Below are 20090 nucleotides of genomic sequence, written 5' to 3' on the forward strand. Positions count from 1 at the left end.
CGACGCTGAGACAGCCCTCAGAACCAGCTCAGGGGCGGAGGCGGCGGATGGCGGCGCGGGCCAGGCGTTTGCCGGAGCGGGCGCCGTCCAGGACGGCCTTGGCGGCCCGGCCGGGAGTGGTGCCCTTCAGGACCGCGATGACACGGTTGGCGCGGGACAGGTCACGCTGCAGGGTCGCGGCGCGTTGCTCGTACCAGGCCAATTGGGTCTTTGTCTGACTCAGCTGCTCGGTGAGGCGGTCGTGGGCGTCCCGGAGCTCGCGCAGGGTCTCCGGAGTGGACGGCGGCTCCGGGAACGGGGCGAGGTCGATCCCGGACATGGCGGCCAGCAGCTCGGTGGCGCCGTCGAAGGGCCACAGGTGGGCGACGCCCTCCCGGTGCAGCGCGGCGGCCAGGCGCTGGAGCACCTCGGTACGGCCGCCGGGGCGGCGGGTCGGGGCGGGCAGCGGGTGCAGGCCGCCGCCGGGGGCGAGGACGATCTCGTCGGCGCCGATGGTGGCGGCCGGGCCGGACTGCCAGGCGGTCAGGAGACGGCGCAGTTCCGGCTGGTCGGCGGCCCGGGCGGCGGCCAGCAGCGCGTCGTGCAGGCAGCGGCCGGCCGGGACCGGGTCGCCGGACGGGTGCCACGACCAGCCCTGACCGGTACGGACCAGGTGGGCGCCGGCGAACCGGGCCTCGGCACGATCCCGCTCCACCGGCCGGTCGCCGGCCCGGGTGGCGACGACGATCCACGCCGGGGCCAGGGCGGCGGCGAGACCGTGCCGGAGCAGGTCCGCGGCGAGCGGGCGGGGGTCGGCCAGCAGCGGGCCGGGCGGCAGGCCGGCCCGGCGCAGCGCGGCGGTGAGGACGCCGTGCAGCTCCGGGTCGGTGAGAGCGTCCTCGCTGAGCAGGGCGGCGGGTTCCCGCGGGCCGGGGTACGCCGCGTAGTCCTGCCGCACGACGAGCCCGGCGTCGCGCAGGTGCGCGCGTAGCGGCGCGAGCCCGGCCGGCCGGGTCGAGTCGCTCGGGACGGCCCAGTCACCGTCGCCGGGGGTGGCGGCGGTGTGCAGGCGGTCCAGGCCGAGCGCGTTGGGGACGGTCAGGAGCAGGTGGCCGCCGGGACGCAGCGCGGTGCGCAGCCGGGCGACCCCGTCGGACCAGGTCAGGTCGGGGGATTCGGTGGAGCGGGTACGGTCCAGGCCGTCCAGGGCGACCACCGTGTCGTACGCCGCGATCGCCGTCAGATCGGCCAGGCTGCCGCAACCGATCCGCACGTCCGGCCGGTCCGCGTAGCGGGCCGCCAGCTCCGCCGCGTCCGGCGCCCCGCGCACCAGCACTGTCACCCGGCCCGCCACCGCGTCGATCAATGACGGATCGTGCGGCCCGGCGATCAGCACGTCACCGCCGGCGACACTGAGCAGCTCGCGCAGGACCGCCCCGCGGACCGGGTGCTGATCGGACCAGTGCGGCATGGCGCCGTTGAGGGAGGGAGTCGTCATGCCGCGGCCTGCCAGTGGAAGAGGCGCCGGAGTTCGGCGGGGGAGAGGAGCCGGTCGGCGCCGAGTTCGTCGGCGGTGACGGCGCGGGCGGTGTCCAGGTCGACGGTGGCGCCGTGCAGGGCCGCCCACTGGCCGCGGATGCGGGAGCGGCCGCCGAACAGGTCACGTTCGCCGTCGAGTTGCATCGGGTCGCCGTAGACGGCCGGCTCGCATCCGGCGAGGACCCCGTAGAAGACCGCGCTGCACAGCCGGTTCGACGCGACCCGCCGGTGCCTGCGCTGCTCGGCGTACTGCCGTACCAGGAAGTCGGGGTCCAGGTCCTTCCACCAGCCACCCCGGTAGCCGTGGCAGATCACCCGGAACCCGGCCGCCTCGTAACGGCGGCGCACCGCCGGGGTCCGGTACTCCTGCCAGTACAGGCAGACGGTGACCGGCCCCTCCTCGGTGTCCCGGATCTCGTCGATCAGCCGATCGTGGTCGCCCTGGACGTGCTGGCCCTCCCAGCCGTGGAACGGGTAGTAGATCGTCCCGTCCCGGTCCCCGGGGGCGGGCGGATCCATCGCGACCAGGTACGCCCACGGCGCCCCGGTCACGTACACCTGCCGCCGCCCCATCGACCAGGCCCGCCGCCGGGTCCGCTCGCTCCAGACGAACGACGGGATCCCCGGCGTGAACTCGTGGTCGGGCGCCATCCCGTCGCCGATGTTCCACCCGTGCTGCAGGTAGCCGCGGATCAGCGGCAGTTCGGAGTCGAACCCGCAGTACCGGGCGAGCACGGACGAGTGTCCGTAGTAGTGGTTCGCGTGGTGCACGGCCCATCCCATCGCGGCGAGGCGTACGTCATACGAACACGCTATGAGCGGAGGGTGGCGGGCCGCTGTGGATCAGCCGCCACGCCACCCGCCGGGGCCGTCAGGAGGCGACGGCCACCAGCTCCTTGAGGTACGCCTGGTAGCCCTGCGCGTTCGGGTGGAACGCCTCGGCCAGGTTGCCGGTGAGCCCGTTGATCCACGGTTCGGCGGTGCACGCGCCGTGCCCCTCGAACGCCTTGCGCACGTCGACGAACGTGAAGCCCTGCGCCGCCGCCACCCGCGCCTTGATGATCTCGACGAGCGAGTCGGCGCCCTTGTTCAGCGCCGCGCGCCGTGGGTCGGTCAGGCTCTCGCAGGCCACCCCGGACTTGCCCGGCTCGGCGACCAGATGCGGGTACCCCAGGACGAACACCTTGGCGTTCGGGGCCTTGCTGCGGATCGACTTGTACAGGTCGTCGAGCGCGGCCGGCAGCGTGCTCTCGGCCTTGGTGACCGCCTGCTCGACCGAGGTCTTGCAGGTGGCGTCGGTGCCGAGCATGCACTGCTGCAGCGTGGTGGACCAGCCGGCGTCGTTGCCGCCGACGGTCAGGGTCACCCAGCCGGTGGTGTCACTGAGGGCGGACAGTTGCTCGTACCGCACGTCGTTGATCACCGCGCCGCCGCAGGAGACGTCGGTGACCTTGCCGAACGTGGCCGCGGTGCGCGCCTTCACGAACAGCTGCGGGTATCCGCCGTCCAAGCTCCGCATGCAGTTCTTGTCGTCGCCGTAGTTCCCGGAGCCGACCCCGGCGGCGTACGAGTCACCGAGCGCGACGAAGTCCGTCGCCTTCACGGCCTCCGTGGCGCCGGTCTCGCCGGAGCCACCGGAACAGGCGCTCGATGTGGCCGCCAGCGCCACGGCGACGACCGCGGTCAAACGTCGCTTCAAAGTCATTCCTCCACCATCGTGTGATCCCCGGAATCATGCCTGACAGCCGAACTGCGGCATACTCCAGTGCTGTGACGCCGCGAGAACCCCGCCTTACGGCGGAACGACAACGGTCCATCGAGGTGGAGGTCCTGGCCGTCCTCCTGGTGCTTCTGGTGATCTTCCGGGATCGGATCTCCGGGCTGATCGACGGCGAACGCCTGCAGACCTGGACCACGGTGTTCGTCTCGGTGCTCGTGCAGGCGGTGCCGTTCCTGGTCTTCGGGGTGCTGCTGTCGGCCGTGATCGCGGTGTTCGTGCCGCGCTCGTTCTGGGCGAAGGCGCTGCCCCGGCACCCGGCCCTCGCGGTCCCGGCGGCGAGTGTGGCCGGCGTCGTCCTCCCGGGGTGCGAGTGCGGCGCCGTACCGATCGCGGGGTCCCTGATCCGGCGGGGCGTGACCCCCGCAGCCGCGCTGGCGTTCCTGCTCGCCGCGCCCGCGATCAACCCGATCGTGCTGACCGCGACCGCCGTCGCCTTCCCGGACGACCCGGCGATGGTGCTGGCCCGCGGCCTGGCCAGCCTGACCGTCGCGGTGGTGATGGGCTGGCTGTGGCTGCGCCTCGGCAAGACCGAGTGGATCAGGCTGCCGCACCGGCCCGACCTGGACGGCACGTCGAAGGGCCGGGCGTTCTGGTCGGCGTGCCGGCACGACGTGGTGCACGCGGGCGGGTTCCTGGTGCTGGGCGCCGCGGCCGCCGCGACGATCAACGTGATCGTGCCGGAGGCGTGGCTGCAGACCCTCGCCGCGCAGCCGGTGCTGTCGGTGCTGGCCCTCGCCGTCCTGGCCGTCCTCCTCTCGATCTGCAGCGAGGCCGACGCCTTCGTCGCCGCGTCGCTGTCGCAGTTCTCGCTCACCTCGCGCCTGGTGTTCCTGGTGGTCGGCCCGATGGTCGACCTGAAGCTGATCTCGATGCAGGCCGGGGTGTTCGGCCGCGGTTTCACCTCGCGGTTCGCGCCGGCCACGTTCGTGCTGGCGATCGTCGCCGCGACCGGCTTCGGGCTGGTGCTGCTGTGAACCGGCAGGCGCAGGCGGTGGTGCTGTTCCTGTTCGGCGGGGCGATCCTGAGGGCCTCGCTGAGCGACCTCTACCTCCGGTATGTCAAGGAGGGCCTCCGGCCCTTCCTGATCGCCGCGGGCGCGGCGCTGGTCCTGGCCGCGGTCATGACGATCTGGTACGAGTTCCGCGGCGCTTCCTCCACGGACCACGACGACCACGGGCACGCGCACCACGAGCCGCGCGTCGGCTGGCTGCTCATCCTCCCGGTGCTCGGCCTGCTGCTGGTGGCCCCGCCCGCGCTGGGCTCGTTCACCGCCGGCCAGTCCGGCACGGTCCAGGTCAGCGGCAGCTCCGACTACCCGCCGCTGCCGTCCGCCGACCCGGCCCCGATCGGGCTGCTCGACTACGCGTCCCGGGCGATCTACGACGAGGGCCGCAGCCTGTCCGGCCGGCGGCTGCAGCTGATCGGCTTCGTCAACACGTCACCCGAAGGCGTGCAACTGGCCCGGATCGTGGTGAGCTGCTGCGCCGCCGACGGCCGCCCGATCAAGGTGGGCCTGACCGGCGGCCCGGTCATCGACGTGCCGTCCGGGACGTGGGTGCAGGTCACCGGCAGGTACACCGCGCAGCGTGGCAAGGACACGGTCAACCAGGCCGACATCGCGTACCTGGAGGTCGAGCAGTGGCAGCCGGCCACCCCACCGAAGCAGCAGTACGAGTGACGCGCGCCCGCTGGATCCCCCTCGCGGTCGCGCTGGTCGCGGCCGGGGCGCTGATCGCCGGCACCATTCCGCCCGCCCCGCAGGCCGCCCCGTCGGCGATCACCGCCGAGCAGCTGTGGCCCGCCGCGCAGCGCGCCGACCTGCCGAACCTGACCGTCGACCCGCTGTACTTCCTGGACGCGACCACCGCCGTCGGCACCTTCACCGACGGCGACGAGATCCAGCTGCTGATCGAGAAGTCCGGGATCGTCCGCGAGCTGCGCCGCCTGCCGGTGACCGGCGAGCCCCGCTTCGAGGTGGTCACCGCGGCCGGCGACGAGCTGATCTGGACCGAGCAGGCCGGGGACGAGCCGGTGGAGATCTGGGCCGCCCACAGGTCCGAGGGCAAGCCGCGGCGGCTCACCGCGGACACCGGGAACACGCTGTTCTACGGCAACCAGCACGATCTGGTGGTGGCCGACGGCCGAGTGCACTGGACGGCGGGCGACGGCGACAAGACGACCCAGATCCGGTCGGTGGCCCTGACCGGGGGCGCGGTCACGGTACGGGACGAGCCCGGCCGGTGGGCGCTGTCCGCCTGGCCGTGGCTCACCGACGACACCGGCGGGCAGACCGGCGAGGTCCTGATGCGCAACCTGAAGGACGGCAGGGAGCTGCGGATCCCGTTCTCCGGCGCGGAGTGGGCGATGTGCGACCCGTCCTGGTGCCGGGTGATGGTGGCGACCAGCGCCGGGCTGGCCCGGATCGACCTGATGCGCCCGGACGGCTCGGACCGCCGCCGGGTCGCCGGCCCGGACACCCAGGCCGGGGTGAACGACGTGGCGCTGCTCGGCCGGTTCGAGATCCTGTCGGTGCCCGGCCCGAACGCCGACCTCACCGGCACGTCCGCGCTGCTGGTCCACGACCTGGAGAGCAGACGATCGGTGCCGGTCGCGGTCGCCGCGGACATGGCCGCCACCAAGGACGGCATGCTCTGGTGGTCGACCGGCGGCCAGGAGGCGCCCGTCTGGCACACGCTTGACCTGCGAACCATCTGACTCACGGTGTTCACTCCTTTGCGGAGAGTGGTGACGGCGGATACGTTGGGGGAGTGCTCTTCCTGACGCCGAGGACCGAGTCGATCACCCGCGACCTGCTCGACCAGGGCGACCTGCTGGAGCATTTGGTGAGCGGCCTCGGCTCACCGGTCGACGTGGTGCTGCCGCAGGCCCTGCACGCCAACGTCGCCGCCTTCCGGGACACCGTCCGGGCCCATCGCCTCAGCGGCCGGATCCACTTCGCGCACAAGGCGAACCGGTCGTCCGCCCTGCTGCGTGAGCTGGCCGCCACCGAGGCGGGCGTCGACGTGGCGTCGCTCGGCGAGCTGCAGCACGCGCTCGGCGCCGGGTTCACCCCGGACCGGATCCTGGCGACCGGGCCGAAGGACCGCCCCTACCGGTGGCTGGCCGCGCGCACCGGCGTCACCGTCAGCGCCGACTCGATCGCCGAGCTGACCGAGCTGGCCGCCCTGGTCACGGCACACGACCTGCCACGGGTGCGGGTGCTGGCCCGGCTGTCCGGGTTCGACACCCCGGGCGTACGGGTGATGAGCCGCCGCAGCCGCTTCGGGGTCCCGCTGTCCCGGCTCGACACCCTGCTCGACGTGGTGCAGAAACACGAGCGGCAGCTGGAGCTGACCGGTGTGGCGTACCACCTGGACACCGTCTCCCTCCCGGAGAAGGCGGCCGCCCTGGAGGGCTGCCTGGACGCCCTGGAACGCTGCCGGGCCCGTGGGCTGCGGCCGTGGACGGTCGACGTCGGCGGCGGGTTCGGCCTGGGCTACCTGGCCGACGAGGGGGAGTGGGAGCGGTACACGTCCGAGCTGGCCCAGGCGGTCCTCGGCAACCGGCCGCCGCTCACCTGGAACGGATACGGGTACGGTCTGCGCGCCGAGTCCGGGACCCTGCGCGGCACTCTCGCGCTCTACCCGGCGTACCGGGAGGTGTTCGGCGCCGCCTACCTGGACCGGCTCCTCGGCACCCCCGCCCCGGGCCGGCGCCGCCCGCTCGGATCGCTGCTGCTGGACCACATGTACGACCTCGACGTCGAACCCGGCCGGGCCCTGCTCGACCAGTGCGGCCTGGTCGTCGCCCGGGTCGTCGAGGTCCGCGACGACGGCGGCGACGTGCTGGTCCGGCTGGCCCTGAACGCCCGGGACGTCTCGCTCGAGGAGCACGGCGTCCTGATGGACCCGATCCTGGTGGGCGCTCGCCCGGGTGAGCCGGCCGGTGTCTACCTGCTGGGCAACCTCTGCCTCGAATCGGACCTGATCACCCGGCGCAAGGTCTTCCTGCCGTCCCGGCCGCGACCCGGTGACCTGCTGGCCTTCGTCAACGCGGCGGGCTACTTCATGGACCTGACCGCCACCCAGGCACTGCACCAGCCGCCCGCCCGGAAGGTTGCCGCCTTCCGCGTGGGCGAGTCGTGGCACTGGAGCCTCGACGAGGAGTACTGGCCCATCCACCCGCCCCCGGAGCCGCCATGAGGTACGACGACATCACCGACGCCATCGGCAACACGCCACTGGTCCGCATCGACCCGGACGTGCACGGCCTGCGCACCATCGACCTCTACGCCAAGCTGGAACTGCTCAACCCGTTCGGGTCGGTGAAGGACCGCGCCGCTTGGAACATGGTCCGGCCACTGCTGCCCGGCGCCGTGGAACGCGGCGACACCGTCGTGGAACTGTCCAGCGGCAACACCGCCAAGGCCCTCGCCCTGATCGCCGGCATGCACGGGCTGACGTTCCGGAGCGTCACCAACCGGATGAAGGTCCCCGAGATCAAGGATCTCCTGCTGCTGCTCGGCGCCGAGATCGACGAGCTGCCCGGCCAGTCCGAATGCCTCGACCCGAGCGACACCGAGGACCCGCTCACCCGGATGTACCAGCGGCTCAACGCGACCGGCGGCGGCTGGACGCACACCGACCAGTACTTCAACGAGCGCAACGTGGAAGCCCACTTCACCGGCACCGGCGCGGAGATCGTCAAGGACCTCGACGGCAATGCCCCGGACTGGTTCATCGCCTGCGTCGGCACCGCCGGATCGTCCACCGGGGTGGCCCGCGCGCTGCGCCAGCAGAACCCGGACACCCACGTCGTCGGGCTGGTCGCCGCCAAGAGCGACTTCATCCCCGGCATCCGCACCATCGACGAGGTGCATCAGGTCGGCCTCTTCGAGCCCGGCGTCTACGACACCATCGCGGAGGTCAGCGCGGACCAGGCCATCGACGGTCTGCTCACCCTGGTCCGGCGGTGCGGCATCCTGGCGGGACCCACCGGGGGCGGCGCGTTCGAGGGCGCACTGCGTTTTCTGCGTACGGTGGACGACGGCCCCCGCCGCTCCGCGGTCTTCATCGTCTGCGACCGGGTCGAGAGTTACCTGAGCTACCTGCGGGACCGCCGGCCCGCCCTGTTCGGCCGCCCGCCGCGCCCTCATTCGGTCGGCTCCGTCACCGAGTCGGAAATATCCGCTGTCGCGGCCATGCCGGTTTCCGGCGCCGTGGATTTCGCTCGCGACGCCCTGGTCGTGGACCTGCGCAACCCCTACGCCTACCAGGCCCTGCACATCGACGGCTCGATCAACATCGCCGACGAGGTGTTCGCCGACATGCTGCACGCCGGCCTGCCGTTCAGCCGCCGGCAACCGGTCCTGCTGGTCTGCCCGGTCGGCGAGCGCTCCGCCGCGTACGCCGCCCTCCTCACCCGGATGGGCCACCCCGACGCCCGCTCCCTCGCCGGCGGCATCATCGCCTGGCGCGACGCCGGCCTCGACCTGGTCCGGGACTGACCCATGACGGTCCTCGACGATCTCGCCGGCTGGCAGCGCGGCCTCCGCGAACAGTTCCCGATGATCGCGGCCAACCCCGACGTCGCCTACCTGGACAGCGCCGCCACCGCCCAGAAGCCGCAGGCCGTGCTGGACGCCGTGATCACGTACCTGACCACGGGCAACGCCAACGCCGCCCGCGGCACCTACCCGTGGGCCAACCGCACCACGGCCCGCATCGAACAGGCCCGCGACCGGCTGCGCCGTTTCCTCGGGGACCCGGCGCCGGCCGAGTCCACCGTGCAGTTCGTCAGCGGCGCCACCGAGGGCCTGCGGGCCGTCGCCCGGGACTGGCTGCTGCCCCAGCTGCGCGACGGCGACGAGATCCTGGTGCCGTTCGCCGACCACAACGCCAACAGCATGCCGTGGGTGGAGGCGGCCACCATGGCGGGGATCGCGGTGCGGGCCATCCCGTACGACGCCGCCCACGACTACGACCACCGCCGCCTCACCGTCGGCCCGCGGACCCGGCTGATCGCGGCCACCCACGTGCACCACGTCTACGGCAGCGACATGAACGTGCACCGGCTCCGCGCCCTCGCCCCGGACGTGCCGATCTGCCTGGACGCCGCCCAGAGCTTCGGCCACATCCCGATCTCGGTCGCCGAACTCGACGTCGACTTCGTGGTCTTCTCCGGCCACAAGGCGATGGCCCTGCCCGGCACCGGCGCGATCTGGGCCCGCAACCGGCGCGGCCCCGCCTACCGGCCGGCCGGCTGGATCGGCTCGCCCAACACCAGCGGCATCATCAGCCTGGCCGCCGCGATGGACTGGCTGGACACGGCCGGCCTGGAACGGATCGCGGCATGGAACCAGGCCCTCGGCGTACGCCTCACCGAAGGCCTCAGCAAGATGCCCGCCTACGAGGTCCTCGGCTGCCAGCGCAGCCTGACCGCCGACTCGATGGTCCAGCAGCGCCACGGGATAGTGGCCTTCCGGCATCACGCGATCGGCTCCAACGACCTGGGCTTCATCCTCGCCAGCGACGGCCTGCTGGTCCGCGCCGACGACCACTGCCAGGGCAGACAGGGCGAGAAGACCGCTTCGGTACGGGTCAGCCTCCACGTCTACAACACCCCCGACGAGGTCGACCGCCTCCTCGAGTCCCTCTCCCGCCTCGACCACTGACCGGCGCCCTGCCCACCCACCACCAACCCGCCGACCGCCACCCGCCATCCGACGGCCCGGCGCGACTTCTGGTGTGTGGAGTTCGGCCGTCATACGCGCCGCAACTCCACACGCGGAAGTTGATCGTGATTACGTGACCTTGGAGTGCCCGAAGCGGTTAGAAACGATTGTCGTTTCTTTCCGTTTCGTGCCTTGGGGGCCGCCGCCATGTCCACCGCACTCGACCCCGCCCCCACCCCGCTCGACCCCGCCGGCGTGGCCGCCCGGCGGGCCGGCTGGGACGCGCTGATGGCCGGGTTCGTGCCCGGCCTGCCGTCTCTGGAACAAGCGGTGCTCGACACTGCCGAACGCCTGAACGGACCGCCCCGGCGCGTCCTCGACCTCGGTGGCGGCCCCGGCCTGTTCGCCGAACGGATGGCCGGCCGCTGGCCCGGCGCCCGCATCGTCCTCGCCGACATCGACCCGGTGCTGCTCGCTCTGGCCCGCGACGGTCTCCCTCCCGCGGCGACCGCCGATCACGGCACGGTGACCCCACAGCACGCCGCGATGCCGTCCGAGCCCGGCGTGCTGACGCCCGAGCCCGGCGTGCTGACGTCCGCGGGTGCCGGGGTGACCGCGCTGCACGCCGACCTGGCGGATCCCGGCTGGCCGGCCCGCACCGGCGCCGGGTTCGACCTGGTCGTCGCGGTCATGACGGTGCACTACCTGGCGCCGGAATCCGTCTGGTCGCTCTACGCGGGCGTCCGGCGGGTGCTCGCGCCCGGTGGCCTGCTGGTTGTCGCCGACGTGCTGCCCGACGACGGCCTACCGACCGTGATGCGCGCCCTCGACCCGGCGGCGGGCGAGGCCGGGCACGCCTGGTCCCGCTGGTGGGCCGGGCTCGCCGGCGACCCGGGACTGCACGACCTGCTGGCCGCCCGCGCCGAGATCTTCCGCGACCGCCCGGCGGCCAGCTTCACCGCCGGGCCGGCCTGGCACGCGGACGCGGCCCGAGCCGCCGGTTTCCTGGAGGCCGGCCTCATCTGGCGGTCGGGCCGGCACGCCGCGTTCGCCGCCCACTGAGCGGGTCGGCGGGGCGGCACGGCGGTAAGGCGGCGGGGGCGGCTCACGGCGTACCCGGGGAAGGCTTCTTGCGGAGCGTGAGCAGAGCGTCCACCAGAAGGAACGCGGCCAGGGGGATGCCGAGGAGCGGGAGGGCCCATCCGATCGCGAAGACCACCGGGACGCCGATGACGATGGCCCAGGCGGGGAGGCCGAGCCAGGCGCCGCGGGCGGGCGCGGAGCCGAACGCGGCGCGGCGGGCGGTGCGGGTGGGGCGGCGCTGCCACCACATGCGGTAGCCCCAGAGGATCACGGACAGCAGGCCGATCGCCAGCAGCGCGAGCAGGATCTGGTTGGCGGGGCCGAACAGCCGGCCCATGTGTGCCTGGACGCCCAGTTTGGAGAGCTGCGCCAGCACCGGCCAGTCGGCGAAGTCGCTGCGGGCGACGACCGTCGACGTGGCCGGGTCGACGGCGATCCGGTCCAGGCCGACCGGCCAGGTGTTGTCGATGCCGGCGACGGTCCACGCGGCGCCGCCGGCCTCCGGGACGGTCAGTTCGACCGGGCCGGTGAGACCGTTGCCGCGGGCGACCGTCAGGACCGTGTCGGCCTGGCCGAGGTCGACGGCGGCGGGGGACTCGGCGCCGGCGCCGTGGTGACCGCCGCTGGGCGCGGCCGCGCCGGGCGTCTCCAGGCTGGGGCTGCGGGCGTCGAGGGCGTCGAGGGCGGCGGAGAAGTTCGCGCCGGCGTACGCCGACCAGGTCAGCCCGGTCGCCGACAGGATCAGCAGGCCGATGCTCATCCACAGGCCGGTCGCGGCGTGCCAGCCACGGGTGCGGCGTACGCCCTTCTTCGCGGCCAGGTCCGCGGCGAACATCTTGCGGACGTTGCGCCGGCGCCGCCACCACAGCACGATCCCGCCGAGGGTCAGCACCCACAGCCAGCTCGCGGCCAGTTCCGAGTAGTGCCGGCCCAGGTCGCCGAGGTGCAGGTTGCGGTGCAGGTCGTCGAGCCAGGTGGTGACCGGCGTCGAGCCGTACCAGGTGGTCAGCTGCCCCTGGACCGTTCCGGTGTGCGGGTCGACGTAGACGGTGTGCTGCTTCTCGCCGAGGTCCGGTTGCGCGAACACCACCCGGGTCGTCTCGTCGCCGGCCGCCGGCTGGACCGCGGCGATCGTTCCGTCCGGGTGCGCGGCGCGGGCCGCCTCGATCTGCGCCGCGAGCGGGATCGTGGCGCCGCCGGTGGTGGCCGCGGTCAGCCGGTCGCCGTAGAGCATCCCGTCGAGCTGCGGCGTGACCGTGTAGAGCAGGCCGGTCAGCGCCGCCACCACCAGGAACGGTGCGACCAGCACCCCGGCGTAGAAGTGCAGCCGCAGCAGCAGCGCGCCGAAAGCGGACGTGCGGCGGGCCTCTCTGGTGGCAGGCGTCGCGGGAACGGTTGTCACGGCCATCGGCTGTCCTCGTCAGGTGTCGGCGGCGCTGTCGCGCCGGCATCCATGGGGTTGCAGTCGACGCGCGACCCGGGCCCTGGCGGCGTCGCCCATTGGTCGCCGCCGGACGCCGTGGAGTTCCCAGAGACTTTTCAGATTTCTTGCGGGAACCAGCGCGGGCCGGGCGGCGACTAACGGGCGTTCACCGAGCCTGAGGAAGAAGATGCTGACTCGTACCGTTCTGGCCGTCGCGACGATCGCCTGTGCCCTGCTCGCCGGATGCGGCTCGACGACGTCCACCGAACCGGCCGCGGTCGCCGGGAAGCCGGCGGCCGGCGGGCTCACCGTGCGGGATCCGTGGGTGAAGGCGGCGGACAGCGGGATGACCGCGGCGTTCGGCACGCTGGTCAACGACACCGCCGCGGACGTGACGGTCGAGGGGGCCACGTCCCCGGCCTCCCCGATCGAGTTGCACACCATGACCATGAAGGACGGTGCGATGGTGATGCTGCCGAAGGAGGGTGGGTTCGTCGTCAAGGCCGGCGCGTCCCACGAGCTCAAGCCGGGCGGCGACCACCTGATGCTGATGAAGCCGTCCGCGCCGGTCAAGCCCGGTGACGAGCTGACCTTCACGCTCCAGCTCGCCGGTGGTGGCACCGTCGGCTTCACGGCGGTGGCCAAGCCGTTCGCCGGCGCTCAGGAGAGCTACGCGCCGGGGCACTCGTGACGGTCTCCCGCAGGGTCCTGCTGGCCGGCGGCGCCGCCGCCGGCCTCGGCGTGGGTGGCTGTTCGGCCTCCGCTCCGCCGGTGGCCGAGGCTTCCCGAAGCGGCGTGGGTACGGTCACCGTCCCGTTCCACGGCCCCCGGCAGGCCGGCGTCACCACCGAGCCGCCCGCGCACGCCGCCTTCCTGGCGTTCACCCTGGCCAAGGGCGCCGACCGGAAAGCCCTGGGCCGGATGATGCGCCTGCTCACCGACGACGCCGCGCGCCTGACCAGGGGCGAGCCGGCGCTCGGCGACACCGAGACGGAACTGGCCCGGCACCCGGCCGCGCTGACCGTGACGTTCGGGTTCGGCCCCGGCCTGTACCGGGCCGCCGGCCTGCCGTCCCCGGTCATCGACCTGCCCCCGTTCGCCGTCGACCGGCTGCAGGACCGCTGGAGCGGCGGCGACCTGCTGCTGCAGATCTGCGCCGACGACGCGCTCACCGTCACGCACGCCCAGCGCATGCTGATCAAGGACGCCCGACCGTTCGGCACGGTCCGCTGGGTGCAGCGCGGTTTCCGGCGCAGCCCCGGCGTGCATCCGGCCGGGTTCACCCAGCGCAACGTGCTCGGCCAGCTCGACGGCACCGCCAACCCGCGGGACGCCGCGATGGACACCGCGGTGTGGAACCCGGACGGCGGCACCACGCTGGTGGTCCGCCGGATCCGCGCCGAGATCGAGACCTGGGACCTGCTCAGCGTCACCGACAAGGAGAACGCCGTCGGCCGGCGGATGGTGTCCGGGGCGCCGCTGAGCGGGACGTCCGAGTTCGACGAGCCGGACTTCACCCGGCTCGACGACACCGGGCTGCCGCTGATGCCGGACTTCGCGCACGTCACGCGGGCCCGGATGACCGATCCCCGGTTCAAGATCCTGCGGCGGCCGTACAACTACGACGAGGCGCCGGACGCGCAGGGGAGACCCGACAGCGGGCTCGTCTTCGCGTCGTACCAAGCTGACATCGAACGGCAATATCTCCCCATCCAACGGCGACTCGCCGAGAAGGACCTGTTGAACGAATGGACAACACCGATCGGATCCTCGGTCTTCGCCATACCGCCCGGGTGCGCTCAGGACGGCTGGATCGGCGAGCGGGTGCTCGGTTGACCCGTACCCTCGTCGCCCTGCTCGCCATGCTCTTCGTCCTGGCGCCCGGAGCGCCGGCCTGGGCGCACAACGCGCTCGCGGAGGCCAGCCCGGCCAAGAACGCCACGCTGAAGGAGTCGCCGCGGGAGGTGCGGCTGCGGTTCCTGCAGAAACTGGACCCGAAGTACACCACGATCACGCTGAGTGACGCCGCCAAGGCGACGATGGGCGTCTCGGCGCCGAAGGTGGACGGCGCCACCGGTGTCGTGACCGTCGAGACGCCGCTGGCCAACGGCGTCTACACGGTCGCCTACCAGGTCGTCTCCACCGACGGGCACACCGTGAAGGGCTCGTACGAGTTCACCGTCGACAACCCGTCCCCCGCGCTGGGCCGGGGCCCGGTGGCCGACGACCCGGAGGCCCCGGAGTCACTCGCCCCGTCGTCCGCGGCGCCCTCCGTGGCGGCGCCCGCCGCGCCCAGCGCCACCGCTCTCGCCGAGAAGGCGGCCGAGGCGTCGGACGACGCGAACACGACGATCCTCGGCTTGATCGTCGGCATCGTGGCGGTTCTCGCCGCCGGTGCCGCCTTCCTGTTCATCCGTCGCCGCAAGGCATGAGGAGTCCCTTGATGAAGCAGACAGCACTGCGGCGTGCCGCAACCGTCGCCGCCGTCGCCGCCGCGTTCGTGGTGGGCCTGGCCGGCCCGGCGTCCGCGCACGTGACGGTCAACCCGAGTTCGGCGGCCCAGGGCGGCTACACCAAGGTCACCTTCCGGGTGCCCAACGAGAGCGACACCGCCTCCACCACCAAGCTGGAGATCAGCCTGCCGCTCGACGCGCCGGTCGGCTCGGTGTCGCTGAAGCCGGTGGCGGGCTGGACGGCCGCCACCGAGAAGTCGAAGCTGCCGGCCCCGGTCAAGGTGCACGACAGCGAGATCACCGAGGCGGTCTCGAAGATCACCTGGACCGCCGCGGCCGGTTCGGAGATCAAGCCGAGCACGTTCCAGGAGTTCGACGTGTCGCTCGGCCCGCTGCCGCAGAAGGACCAGATGGTCTTCAAGGCGCTGCAGACGTACTCCGACGGCACCATCGTCCGCTGGATCGACGAGCCGACCACCGACGGGACCGAGCCGGAGAGCCCGGCGCCGGTGCTCAAGCTCACCGCGGCCGGCGCGGAGGCCGCGCCGGCGGCCACCGCCGCGGCGCCCACCGCCGCCGACTCCAGCGAGGAGAGCGACAGCGGCGGCGCCGCCTGGGGCATCGCGGGCCTGATCGCCGGTCTGGCCGGCCTGGTCCTGGGCCTGCTCGCCTACCGCAAGGCCGCCGCCCCGCGCCCCTGATCGACGGCTCAGCTCTCGAGGCCGGCCGTGAGGTCGGCCTCGAGCTCGTCCGGGGCCCGCATCCGCCAGGCGTCGGTGACCAGTTCCCTCAGCCGGACGGGTGAGACCCGCTCCAGCCGCACCATCACCAGCGGCAACCCGTCGTAGCCGGGTGTGGTGAAGAACAAGTCCGGCTCGCCGAGCAGCAGCGCCTGCTTCTCCGCCTCGTCGCCGACGAAGAGAACTGCCACATCCGTACGTATCACCCGTGGTTTTCCGGGTCGACGTTCCGGATATGACCAGATGAATCCCCGCCCGCCGACCCGGAAGTCGAACCCGTCACTGTCGATCTCCTCGACGTGCGGCAGGGCCAGGGCCAGCCGTCGTACGTCGTCAGCGTCACTCACGGTGGCCATTCTGCAACATGCTTGTCGACGGCTGTGTCAATTGATGCCTTGCCTACTGGCTAGCTAGGCTTCTATTCTCCGATCCAAGAACTAGGAAATCCCTCCAGCCCTGGCGGTCGTCACATGCAGAAACTACTTCTCCTGGCTCTCGTCGGGCTCGGCGCGCAGTTGGTGGACGGCAGCCTGGGCATGGCCTACGGCGTGACCTCGACCACCCTGCTCCTCGCGATCGGCACCAACCCGGCGGCCGCCTCGGCCACCGTGCACCTGGCCGAGATCGGCACCACCCTGGTCTCCGGCATCTCGCACTGGCGGTTCGGCAACGTCGACTGGAAGGTCGTCCTCAAGATCGGCGTGCCCGGCGCGGTCGGCGCCTTCATCGGCGCGGTGGTGCTCTCCGGCATCTCCACCGAGGTCGCGGCCCCGCTGATGGCGATCATCCTGCTGACCCTGGGCCTCTACGTCTTCCTCCGCTTCACCTTCCAGGGCCTGCCCAAGGGCCAGCTCGGCAAGCCGCTGCGCAAGCGCTTCCTCACCCCGCTCGGCCTGGTCGGCGGCTTCGTCGACGCCACCGGCGGCGGTGGCTGGGGCCCGGTCGGCACCCCCGCGATCCTGGCCAGCGGCCGGCTCGAGCCGCGCAAGACGATCGGCTCGATCGACACCAGCGAGTTCCTGGTCGCCATCGCCGCCAGCGCCGGCTTCATCCTGGGCATCGGCAGCGAGAACATCGACTACGGCTGGGTCCTCGCCCTGCTGCTCGGTGGCGTCATCGCCGCCCCGATCGCCGCCTGGCTGGTCCGGCACATCCCGCCGCGGGTGCTCGGCGCCGCGGTCGGTGGCGTGATCATCCTGACCAACACCCGGTCCCTGCTGCGCAGCGACTGGATCGACGCCCCGGACAACGTCCGCTACGCGTTCTACGGCGTCATCTACGTCGCCTGGGCCGCCGCGATCGTCTACTCGGTGCTGCAGTACCGCAAGAACATCACCGACGACCAGCGCATCATCGCCGAGGCGGAGGCTCTCGCCGCGGCCGGCGACGTCCCGGACGACAAGGACAGGACGCCCGCGAGCGCCTGACCGCCGTGCGGCCGGCCATCGAGCAGGTGTCGCTCGGCAACGGCGTTCCGCTGGCCCCGGGCCGCGGCACAGGCCGGGATCGACCGCGAGGAGGGCGTCCGGATCACCGAGTCGTACTTCACCGTCGACGAATGGATCCCCAGCCTGCTCCTGCCGTTGCAGCAGAAGCGGGTCCGGCAGGCGTTCGCGGCCGGGAACGGCTGATCGCCGCGGCCGCCGCCATGGAGGAGCCTGGCGAGCCGTTCCTGGTCGTCCACCGGCCCAGCGGCCGGGCCTACCGGTTGACCGTCAGCGGGGTCGGCGACAACTTCCGGCTGCACACCCTGCTCGCCGCGACCCTGATCGGCGACCCGGCACAGGGCCTGATCGACGGCGAACGCCCGCAACCGGCCTGGATCGCCGCGTCCACCGACGGCCCCGACCTGCAACCGGCCGGTGGGGTGCGCGGGCAGTTCGAGATGTTCGGCGCCGACGGCGACCGGATCTGGGGCGAGGGCCGGCCCGCCGACATCCCGCTGCACGACGGGAACCGGGTCGTCGTGCTCGACAAGCCGTCGTACGCCCGGATGTGGAACACCCGGCCGGGTCTACCCGCTGATGCGCCCGGAGATCGTCCTGGACCGGATCCTCCCGGAGGCGCGGAGGCGGGAGGCCGCCGGCCGGCTGGCCCGGGTCAGTGGTCCGGGGAGTCCGCTGGCGCCATGATCCGCAGCGCGTTCGCGTCGACGGCGAGCCGCAGCGGGGTGGCCCCGCACGGCTCGCCGTCGACCTCGACGTGCGCCGGGCGGTCGGTCTCCAGCAGGATCTCGCCGACCGCCAGGAACGGCTGCTCCCGCAGAGTGCGGCGATGGCCGGTGAGCGCGTTGCGGGCGGTCTCGCGGATCAGCTCCAGCTTCGAGGCGCCGCCCACCGGGTAGGCGACCAGCAGCCGATCGTCGGCGTGCGCGTCCGCGGTGATCGGGCGGCCGGCGTGGAACCCGCCGTTGGCCACGTAGACCTGGTGGGTGGTGAACACGATCTCGCGTCCGTCGGCGCGGACCGTGGCCCGCAACGGCCGGTGCCGGGCCAGCAGGCCCAGAGCGGTCAGCGGGTACGCGATCCGGCCGATGACCCGTTTCAACCGGCTCGGCACGTTGATCATGATCTCGGCGGACAGGCCGATCCCGACATGGTTCGTGAACGGCATGTCCCCGGCCACGCCCAGGTCCACGTCGATGACCTTCCCGCCGGTCAGGGTCGCGATCGCCTCGTCGAGACCGGGCTGGATCCCGACCGTACGCGCGAAATTGTTCGTCGTCCCCAGCGGCAGCAGCCCGAGCGCGATGTCCCGGTGCGCCAGCATCCGTCCCGCGGTGCTGATCGTGCCGTCACCGCCGCCCGCGACCAGCAGGTCCGGTTTGGTGGCCAGGGCCGCGCGCAGCGAGTTCTCCAGCTCGCCGGGACGGTCCACGGCATACGCCCCGAGCAGCTGGAAACCGGCGGCGACCAGCCGGGCGTGGGCGTCCGCGTACAGTTGCCGGCCGCGCCGGGACCGGGCGTTGACGACGAGAGCCGCCCGCCGTTCACGCCGGATGTCATCGGTCAGCTCCTGCTTCGTCCGCACCGGACGACCCTATCTGCCGGAGATCACGAGAAGCTGACCGCGCCCGGTCACCGCACACCGACCCGGACACTGCGGAAGCCCCGCAGCACGAACCCGGGCCCGCGCACCGGTTCGGCGGCCGGAACGAGCCGCGCCGACCGGTCCAGCAGCGCCGCCAGGGCCGCCCGCAACTCGACCCGCGCCAGCGGCGCGCCGAGACAGAAATGCAGGCCGGCGCCGAAGCTCAGATGCGGGTTCGGATCCCGCCCCGCGTCGAAGCGGTCCGGCTCCGCGAACACCGCCGGATCCCGGTTGGCCGCCCCGAGCAGCGCCGCGACCTCCGCCCCCGCCGGCACGGTCACCCCCGCGATCTCCACATCGGCCGCCGCGGTCCGGACGAACAACTGCGACGGGGAGTCGTACCGCAGCATCTCCTCCACCGCCGCCGGGATCAGCGCCCGGTCCGCCCGCACCCGCGCCAGCTCTCCGGGATGCCGCAGCAACGCGACGACACCGTTGCCGAGCCCGTTCACCGACGCCTCGTGGCCCGCGTTGAGCAGCAGGATCGCCGACGCCACCAGCTCGTCGCCGCTGAGCCTGCCGGAACCGTCCCGCACCGCCACGAGATGACTGATCAGATCGTCCCGCGGTTCGGCGGCCCGCGCCGCGGCGAGCGCCCGCAGATAGTCCGCGAACTCCCGGCAGGCGTCCAGCGCGGCGGCTTCGATCTCGGGGGTACGGGTCATCTCGTACATCCGCACGATCGCCGCCGACCACGGCCGCAACCGGGGCCGATCCGCCGGCGGCACCCCCAGCAGCTCCGCGATCACCGTCACCGTCAGCGGCTCCGCGAAGTCCGCCAGCACATCGAACTCGTCCCCCGCCACCGCGAGCAGCGCCGCCGCCTCCACCGCGACCGCCGTACCCAGCCGCTCCACATGCCCCCGCCCGAACGCCTTCGCCACCAGCGACCGCAACCGCGTGTGCACCGGCGGCTCGTTCTCCATCATCTGCTCCCGGTGCAGCAGATTGAACGCCGCGAACACCTCGGCCGGCTCCCGATCCCGCCAGAACCGCCCCAGCCGCCGATCCCGCAACACCGCGCCCGCCGCCGCATGACTCGCGGCCAGCCACCGCCCACTGCCCGGATCGAAGCTCATGGCAGCCTGTTCCCGCAGCTCCGCGAGTCCCGGATACGGATCCTCCACGAAACCGGGATCAGAGAAATCGAGTCCTGTACGCACGTGCCCGCCCCCGCTCACCGTGACCCGTCCCTGACCACCGCGTGAGGTGCCGCCTCAACGCGCCTCACGGGTCGGTCACGTCCACGGAAGTGGTGTATGAACCGGACTTCCGGGACAAAGAGGCGGCCACCGCAGATCCTTCGGATTGTCTAGATCACGAAGGGGAG

General features: G+C 72.6%; 19 protein-coding genes. 12 read left to right on the plus strand and 7 right to left on the minus strand.

What is annotated here, in order from left to right; genetic code table 11:
* Positions 1-28: 28 nt before the first annotated feature.
* The 3 genes from ACZ3II_RS41415 to ACZ3II_RS41425 form a co-directional block, all read right to left on the minus strand.
* The gene (locus ACZ3II_RS41415) at positions 29-1477 is read right to left on the minus strand and encodes a methyltransferase domain-containing protein (protein WP_465525970.1); all 1449 of its coding nucleotides are present in this window, start codon (positions 1475-1477) and stop codon (positions 29-31) included.
* Entirely contained in the window at positions 1474-2289 is an 816-nt protein-coding gene (locus tag ACZ3II_RS41420) for a hypothetical protein (RefSeq protein WP_465526006.1), read from the minus strand. Before ACZ3II_RS41420 ends, ACZ3II_RS41415 begins: the two co-directional genes overlap by 4 nt.
* A gap of 100 nt (positions 2290-2389) precedes the next feature.
* Positions 2390-3223 carry an SGNH/GDSL hydrolase family protein gene (locus tag ACZ3II_RS41425; protein ID WP_465525972.1) on the minus strand — a complete coding sequence of 278 codons (834 nt, stop codon included), beginning with the start codon at positions 3221-3223 and terminating at the stop codon, positions 2390-2392.
* Positions 3224-3252: 29 nt separating this feature from the next.
* On the opposite strand from ACZ3II_RS41425, the gene ACZ3II_RS41430 reads away from it, so the two are divergent.
* The 7 genes from ACZ3II_RS41430 (at position 3253) to ACZ3II_RS41460 (ending at position 11033) form a co-directional block, all read left to right on the plus strand.
* Positions 3253-4272: a permease gene (locus ACZ3II_RS41430; protein ID WP_465525974.1), complete on the plus strand. Its 1020-nt coding sequence runs from the start codon at positions 3253-3255 to the stop codon at positions 4270-4272.
* Positions 4269-4976: a TIGR03943 family putative permease subunit gene (locus tag ACZ3II_RS41435; RefSeq protein ID WP_465525976.1), complete on the plus strand. Its 708-nt coding sequence runs from the start codon at positions 4269-4271 to the stop codon at positions 4974-4976. The genes ACZ3II_RS41430 and ACZ3II_RS41435 overlap by 4 nt, the downstream gene beginning before the upstream one ends.
* Positions 4973-6013 (plus strand): hypothetical protein, encoded by a 1041-nt coding sequence (locus ACZ3II_RS41440; protein ID WP_465525978.1) that lies wholly within the window; start codon positions 4973-4975, stop codon positions 6011-6013. Before ACZ3II_RS41435 ends, ACZ3II_RS41440 begins: the two co-directional genes overlap by 4 nt.
* 53 nt (positions 6014-6066) lie before the next feature.
* Complete coding sequence (locus ACZ3II_RS41445) at positions 6067-7500, plus strand: type III PLP-dependent enzyme domain-containing protein (protein ID WP_465525980.1); 1434 nt, start codon at positions 6067-6069, stop codon at positions 7498-7500.
* The gene (locus ACZ3II_RS41450) at positions 7497-8804 is read left to right on the plus strand and encodes a pyridoxal-phosphate dependent enzyme (protein ID WP_465525982.1); all 1308 of its coding nucleotides are present in this window, start codon (positions 7497-7499) and stop codon (positions 8802-8804) included. Before ACZ3II_RS41445 ends, ACZ3II_RS41450 begins: the two co-directional genes overlap by 4 nt.
* Positions 8805-8807: 3 nt before the next feature.
* A complete protein-coding gene (locus ACZ3II_RS41455) occupies positions 8808-9971 on the plus strand; it encodes an aminotransferase class V-fold PLP-dependent enzyme (protein WP_465525984.1) in 1164 nt (387 codons plus the stop codon).
* 207 nt (positions 9972-10178) lie between these two features.
* Positions 10179-11033: a methyltransferase domain-containing protein gene (locus ACZ3II_RS41460; protein WP_465525986.1), complete on the plus strand. Its 855-nt coding sequence runs from the start codon at positions 10179-10181 to the stop codon at positions 11031-11033.
* A 43-nt stretch (positions 11034-11076) separates the two neighbouring features.
* Here ACZ3II_RS41460 and ACZ3II_RS41465 read toward each other — a convergent pair whose 3' ends face one another.
* Positions 11077-12462 (minus strand): PepSY-associated TM helix domain-containing protein, encoded by a 1386-nt coding sequence (locus tag ACZ3II_RS41465; RefSeq protein WP_465525988.1) that lies wholly within the window; start codon positions 12460-12462, stop codon positions 11077-11079.
* Between the two features lie 202 nt (positions 12463-12664).
* Between ACZ3II_RS41465 and ACZ3II_RS41470 the strand changes: the two genes are divergently transcribed.
* From ACZ3II_RS41470 to ACZ3II_RS41485, 4 genes are read left to right on the plus strand one after another with little or no spacing between them, the layout of a single operon-like run.
* Complete coding sequence (locus ACZ3II_RS41470; RefSeq protein ID WP_465525990.1) at positions 12665-13168, plus strand: copper chaperone PCu(A)C; 504 nt, start codon at positions 12665-12667, stop codon at positions 13166-13168.
* Complete coding sequence (locus ACZ3II_RS41475) at positions 13165-14313, plus strand: Dyp-type peroxidase (protein WP_465525992.1); 1149 nt, start codon at positions 13165-13167, stop codon at positions 14311-14313. The genes ACZ3II_RS41470 and ACZ3II_RS41475 overlap by 4 nt, the downstream gene beginning before the upstream one ends.
* Complete coding sequence (locus ACZ3II_RS41480; protein ID WP_465525994.1) at positions 14310-14909, plus strand: copper resistance CopC family protein; 600 nt, start codon at positions 14310-14312, stop codon at positions 14907-14909. The genes ACZ3II_RS41475 and ACZ3II_RS41480 overlap by 4 nt, the downstream gene beginning before the upstream one ends.
* A gap of 11 nt (positions 14910-14920) precedes the next feature.
* Positions 14921-15631, plus strand: coding sequence for a YcnI family copper-binding membrane protein (locus tag ACZ3II_RS41485; protein ID WP_465525996.1), 711 nt, complete (start codon positions 14921-14923; stop codon positions 15629-15631).
* A gap of 8 nt (positions 15632-15639) precedes the next feature.
* Here the strand turns inward: ACZ3II_RS41485 and ACZ3II_RS41490 are convergent, their stop codons facing one another.
* Entirely contained in the window at positions 15640-16017 is a 378-nt protein-coding gene (locus tag ACZ3II_RS41490) for an MmcQ/YjbR family DNA-binding protein (protein WP_465525998.1), read from the minus strand.
* 123 nt (positions 16018-16140) lie between these two features.
* On the opposite strand from ACZ3II_RS41490, the gene ACZ3II_RS41495 reads away from it, so the two are divergent.
* On the plus strand, positions 16141-17097 hold the full coding sequence (locus ACZ3II_RS41495) for a sulfite exporter TauE/SafE family protein (RefSeq protein ID WP_465526000.1): 957 nt from the start codon (positions 16141-16143) through the stop codon (positions 17095-17097).
* Between the two features lie 673 nt (positions 17098-17770).
* Here ACZ3II_RS41495 and ACZ3II_RS41500 read toward each other — a convergent pair.
* Together ACZ3II_RS41500 and ACZ3II_RS41505 are read right to left on the minus strand one after the other, a co-directional pair.
* Entirely contained in the window at positions 17771-18700 is a 930-nt protein-coding gene (locus ACZ3II_RS41500) for a diacylglycerol/lipid kinase family protein (RefSeq protein WP_465526002.1), read from the minus strand.
* 47 nt (positions 18701-18747) lie between these two features.
* Positions 18748-19839: a cytochrome P450 gene (locus tag ACZ3II_RS41505; protein ID WP_465526004.1), complete on the minus strand. Its 1092-nt coding sequence runs from the start codon at positions 19837-19839 to the stop codon at positions 18748-18750.
* Positions 19840-20090: the final 251 nt, after the last annotated feature.

Source organism: Actinoplanes sp. NPDC019969 (genome assembly GCF_055562375.1).

Excerpts from the sequence above, each read along its gene's own strand:
- ACZ3II_RS41415 (WP_465525970.1), bottom strand. The coding sequence starts at position 1,477 with ATGACGACTCCCTCCCTCAACGGCGCCATGCCGCACTGGTCCGATCAG.
- ACZ3II_RS41425 (WP_465525972.1), bottom strand. The coding sequence starts at position 3,223 with ATGACTTTGAAGCGACGTTTGACCGCGGTCGTCGCCGTGGCGCTGGCG.
- ACZ3II_RS41430 (WP_465525974.1), top strand. The coding sequence starts at position 3,253 with ATGCCTGACAGCCGAACTGCGGCATACTCCAGTGCTGTGACGCCGCGA.
- ACZ3II_RS41450 (WP_465525982.1), top strand. The coding sequence starts at position 7,497 with ATGAGGTACGACGACATCACCGACGCCATCGGCAACACGCCACTGGTC.
- ACZ3II_RS41455 (WP_465525984.1), top strand. The coding sequence starts at position 8,808 with ATGACGGTCCTCGACGATCTCGCCGGCTGGCAGCGCGGCCTCCGCGAA.
- ACZ3II_RS41460 (WP_465525986.1), top strand. The coding sequence starts at position 10,179 with ATGTCCACCGCACTCGACCCCGCCCCCACCCCGCTCGACCCCGCCGGC.
- ACZ3II_RS41465 (WP_465525988.1), bottom strand. The coding sequence starts at position 12,462 with ATGGCCGTGACAACCGTTCCCGCGACGCCTGCCACCAGAGAGGCCCGC.
- ACZ3II_RS41470 (WP_465525990.1), top strand. The coding sequence starts at position 12,665 with ATGCTGACTCGTACCGTTCTGGCCGTCGCGACGATCGCCTGTGCCCTG.
- ACZ3II_RS41485 (WP_465525996.1), top strand. The coding sequence starts at position 14,921 with ATGAAGCAGACAGCACTGCGGCGTGCCGCAACCGTCGCCGCCGTCGCC.
- ACZ3II_RS41495 (WP_465526000.1), top strand. The coding sequence starts at position 16,141 with ATGCAGAAACTACTTCTCCTGGCTCTCGTCGGGCTCGGCGCGCAGTTG.
- ACZ3II_RS41505 (WP_465526004.1), bottom strand. The coding sequence starts at position 19,839 with ATGAGCTTCGATCCGGGCAGTGGGCGGTGGCTGGCCGCGAGTCATGCG.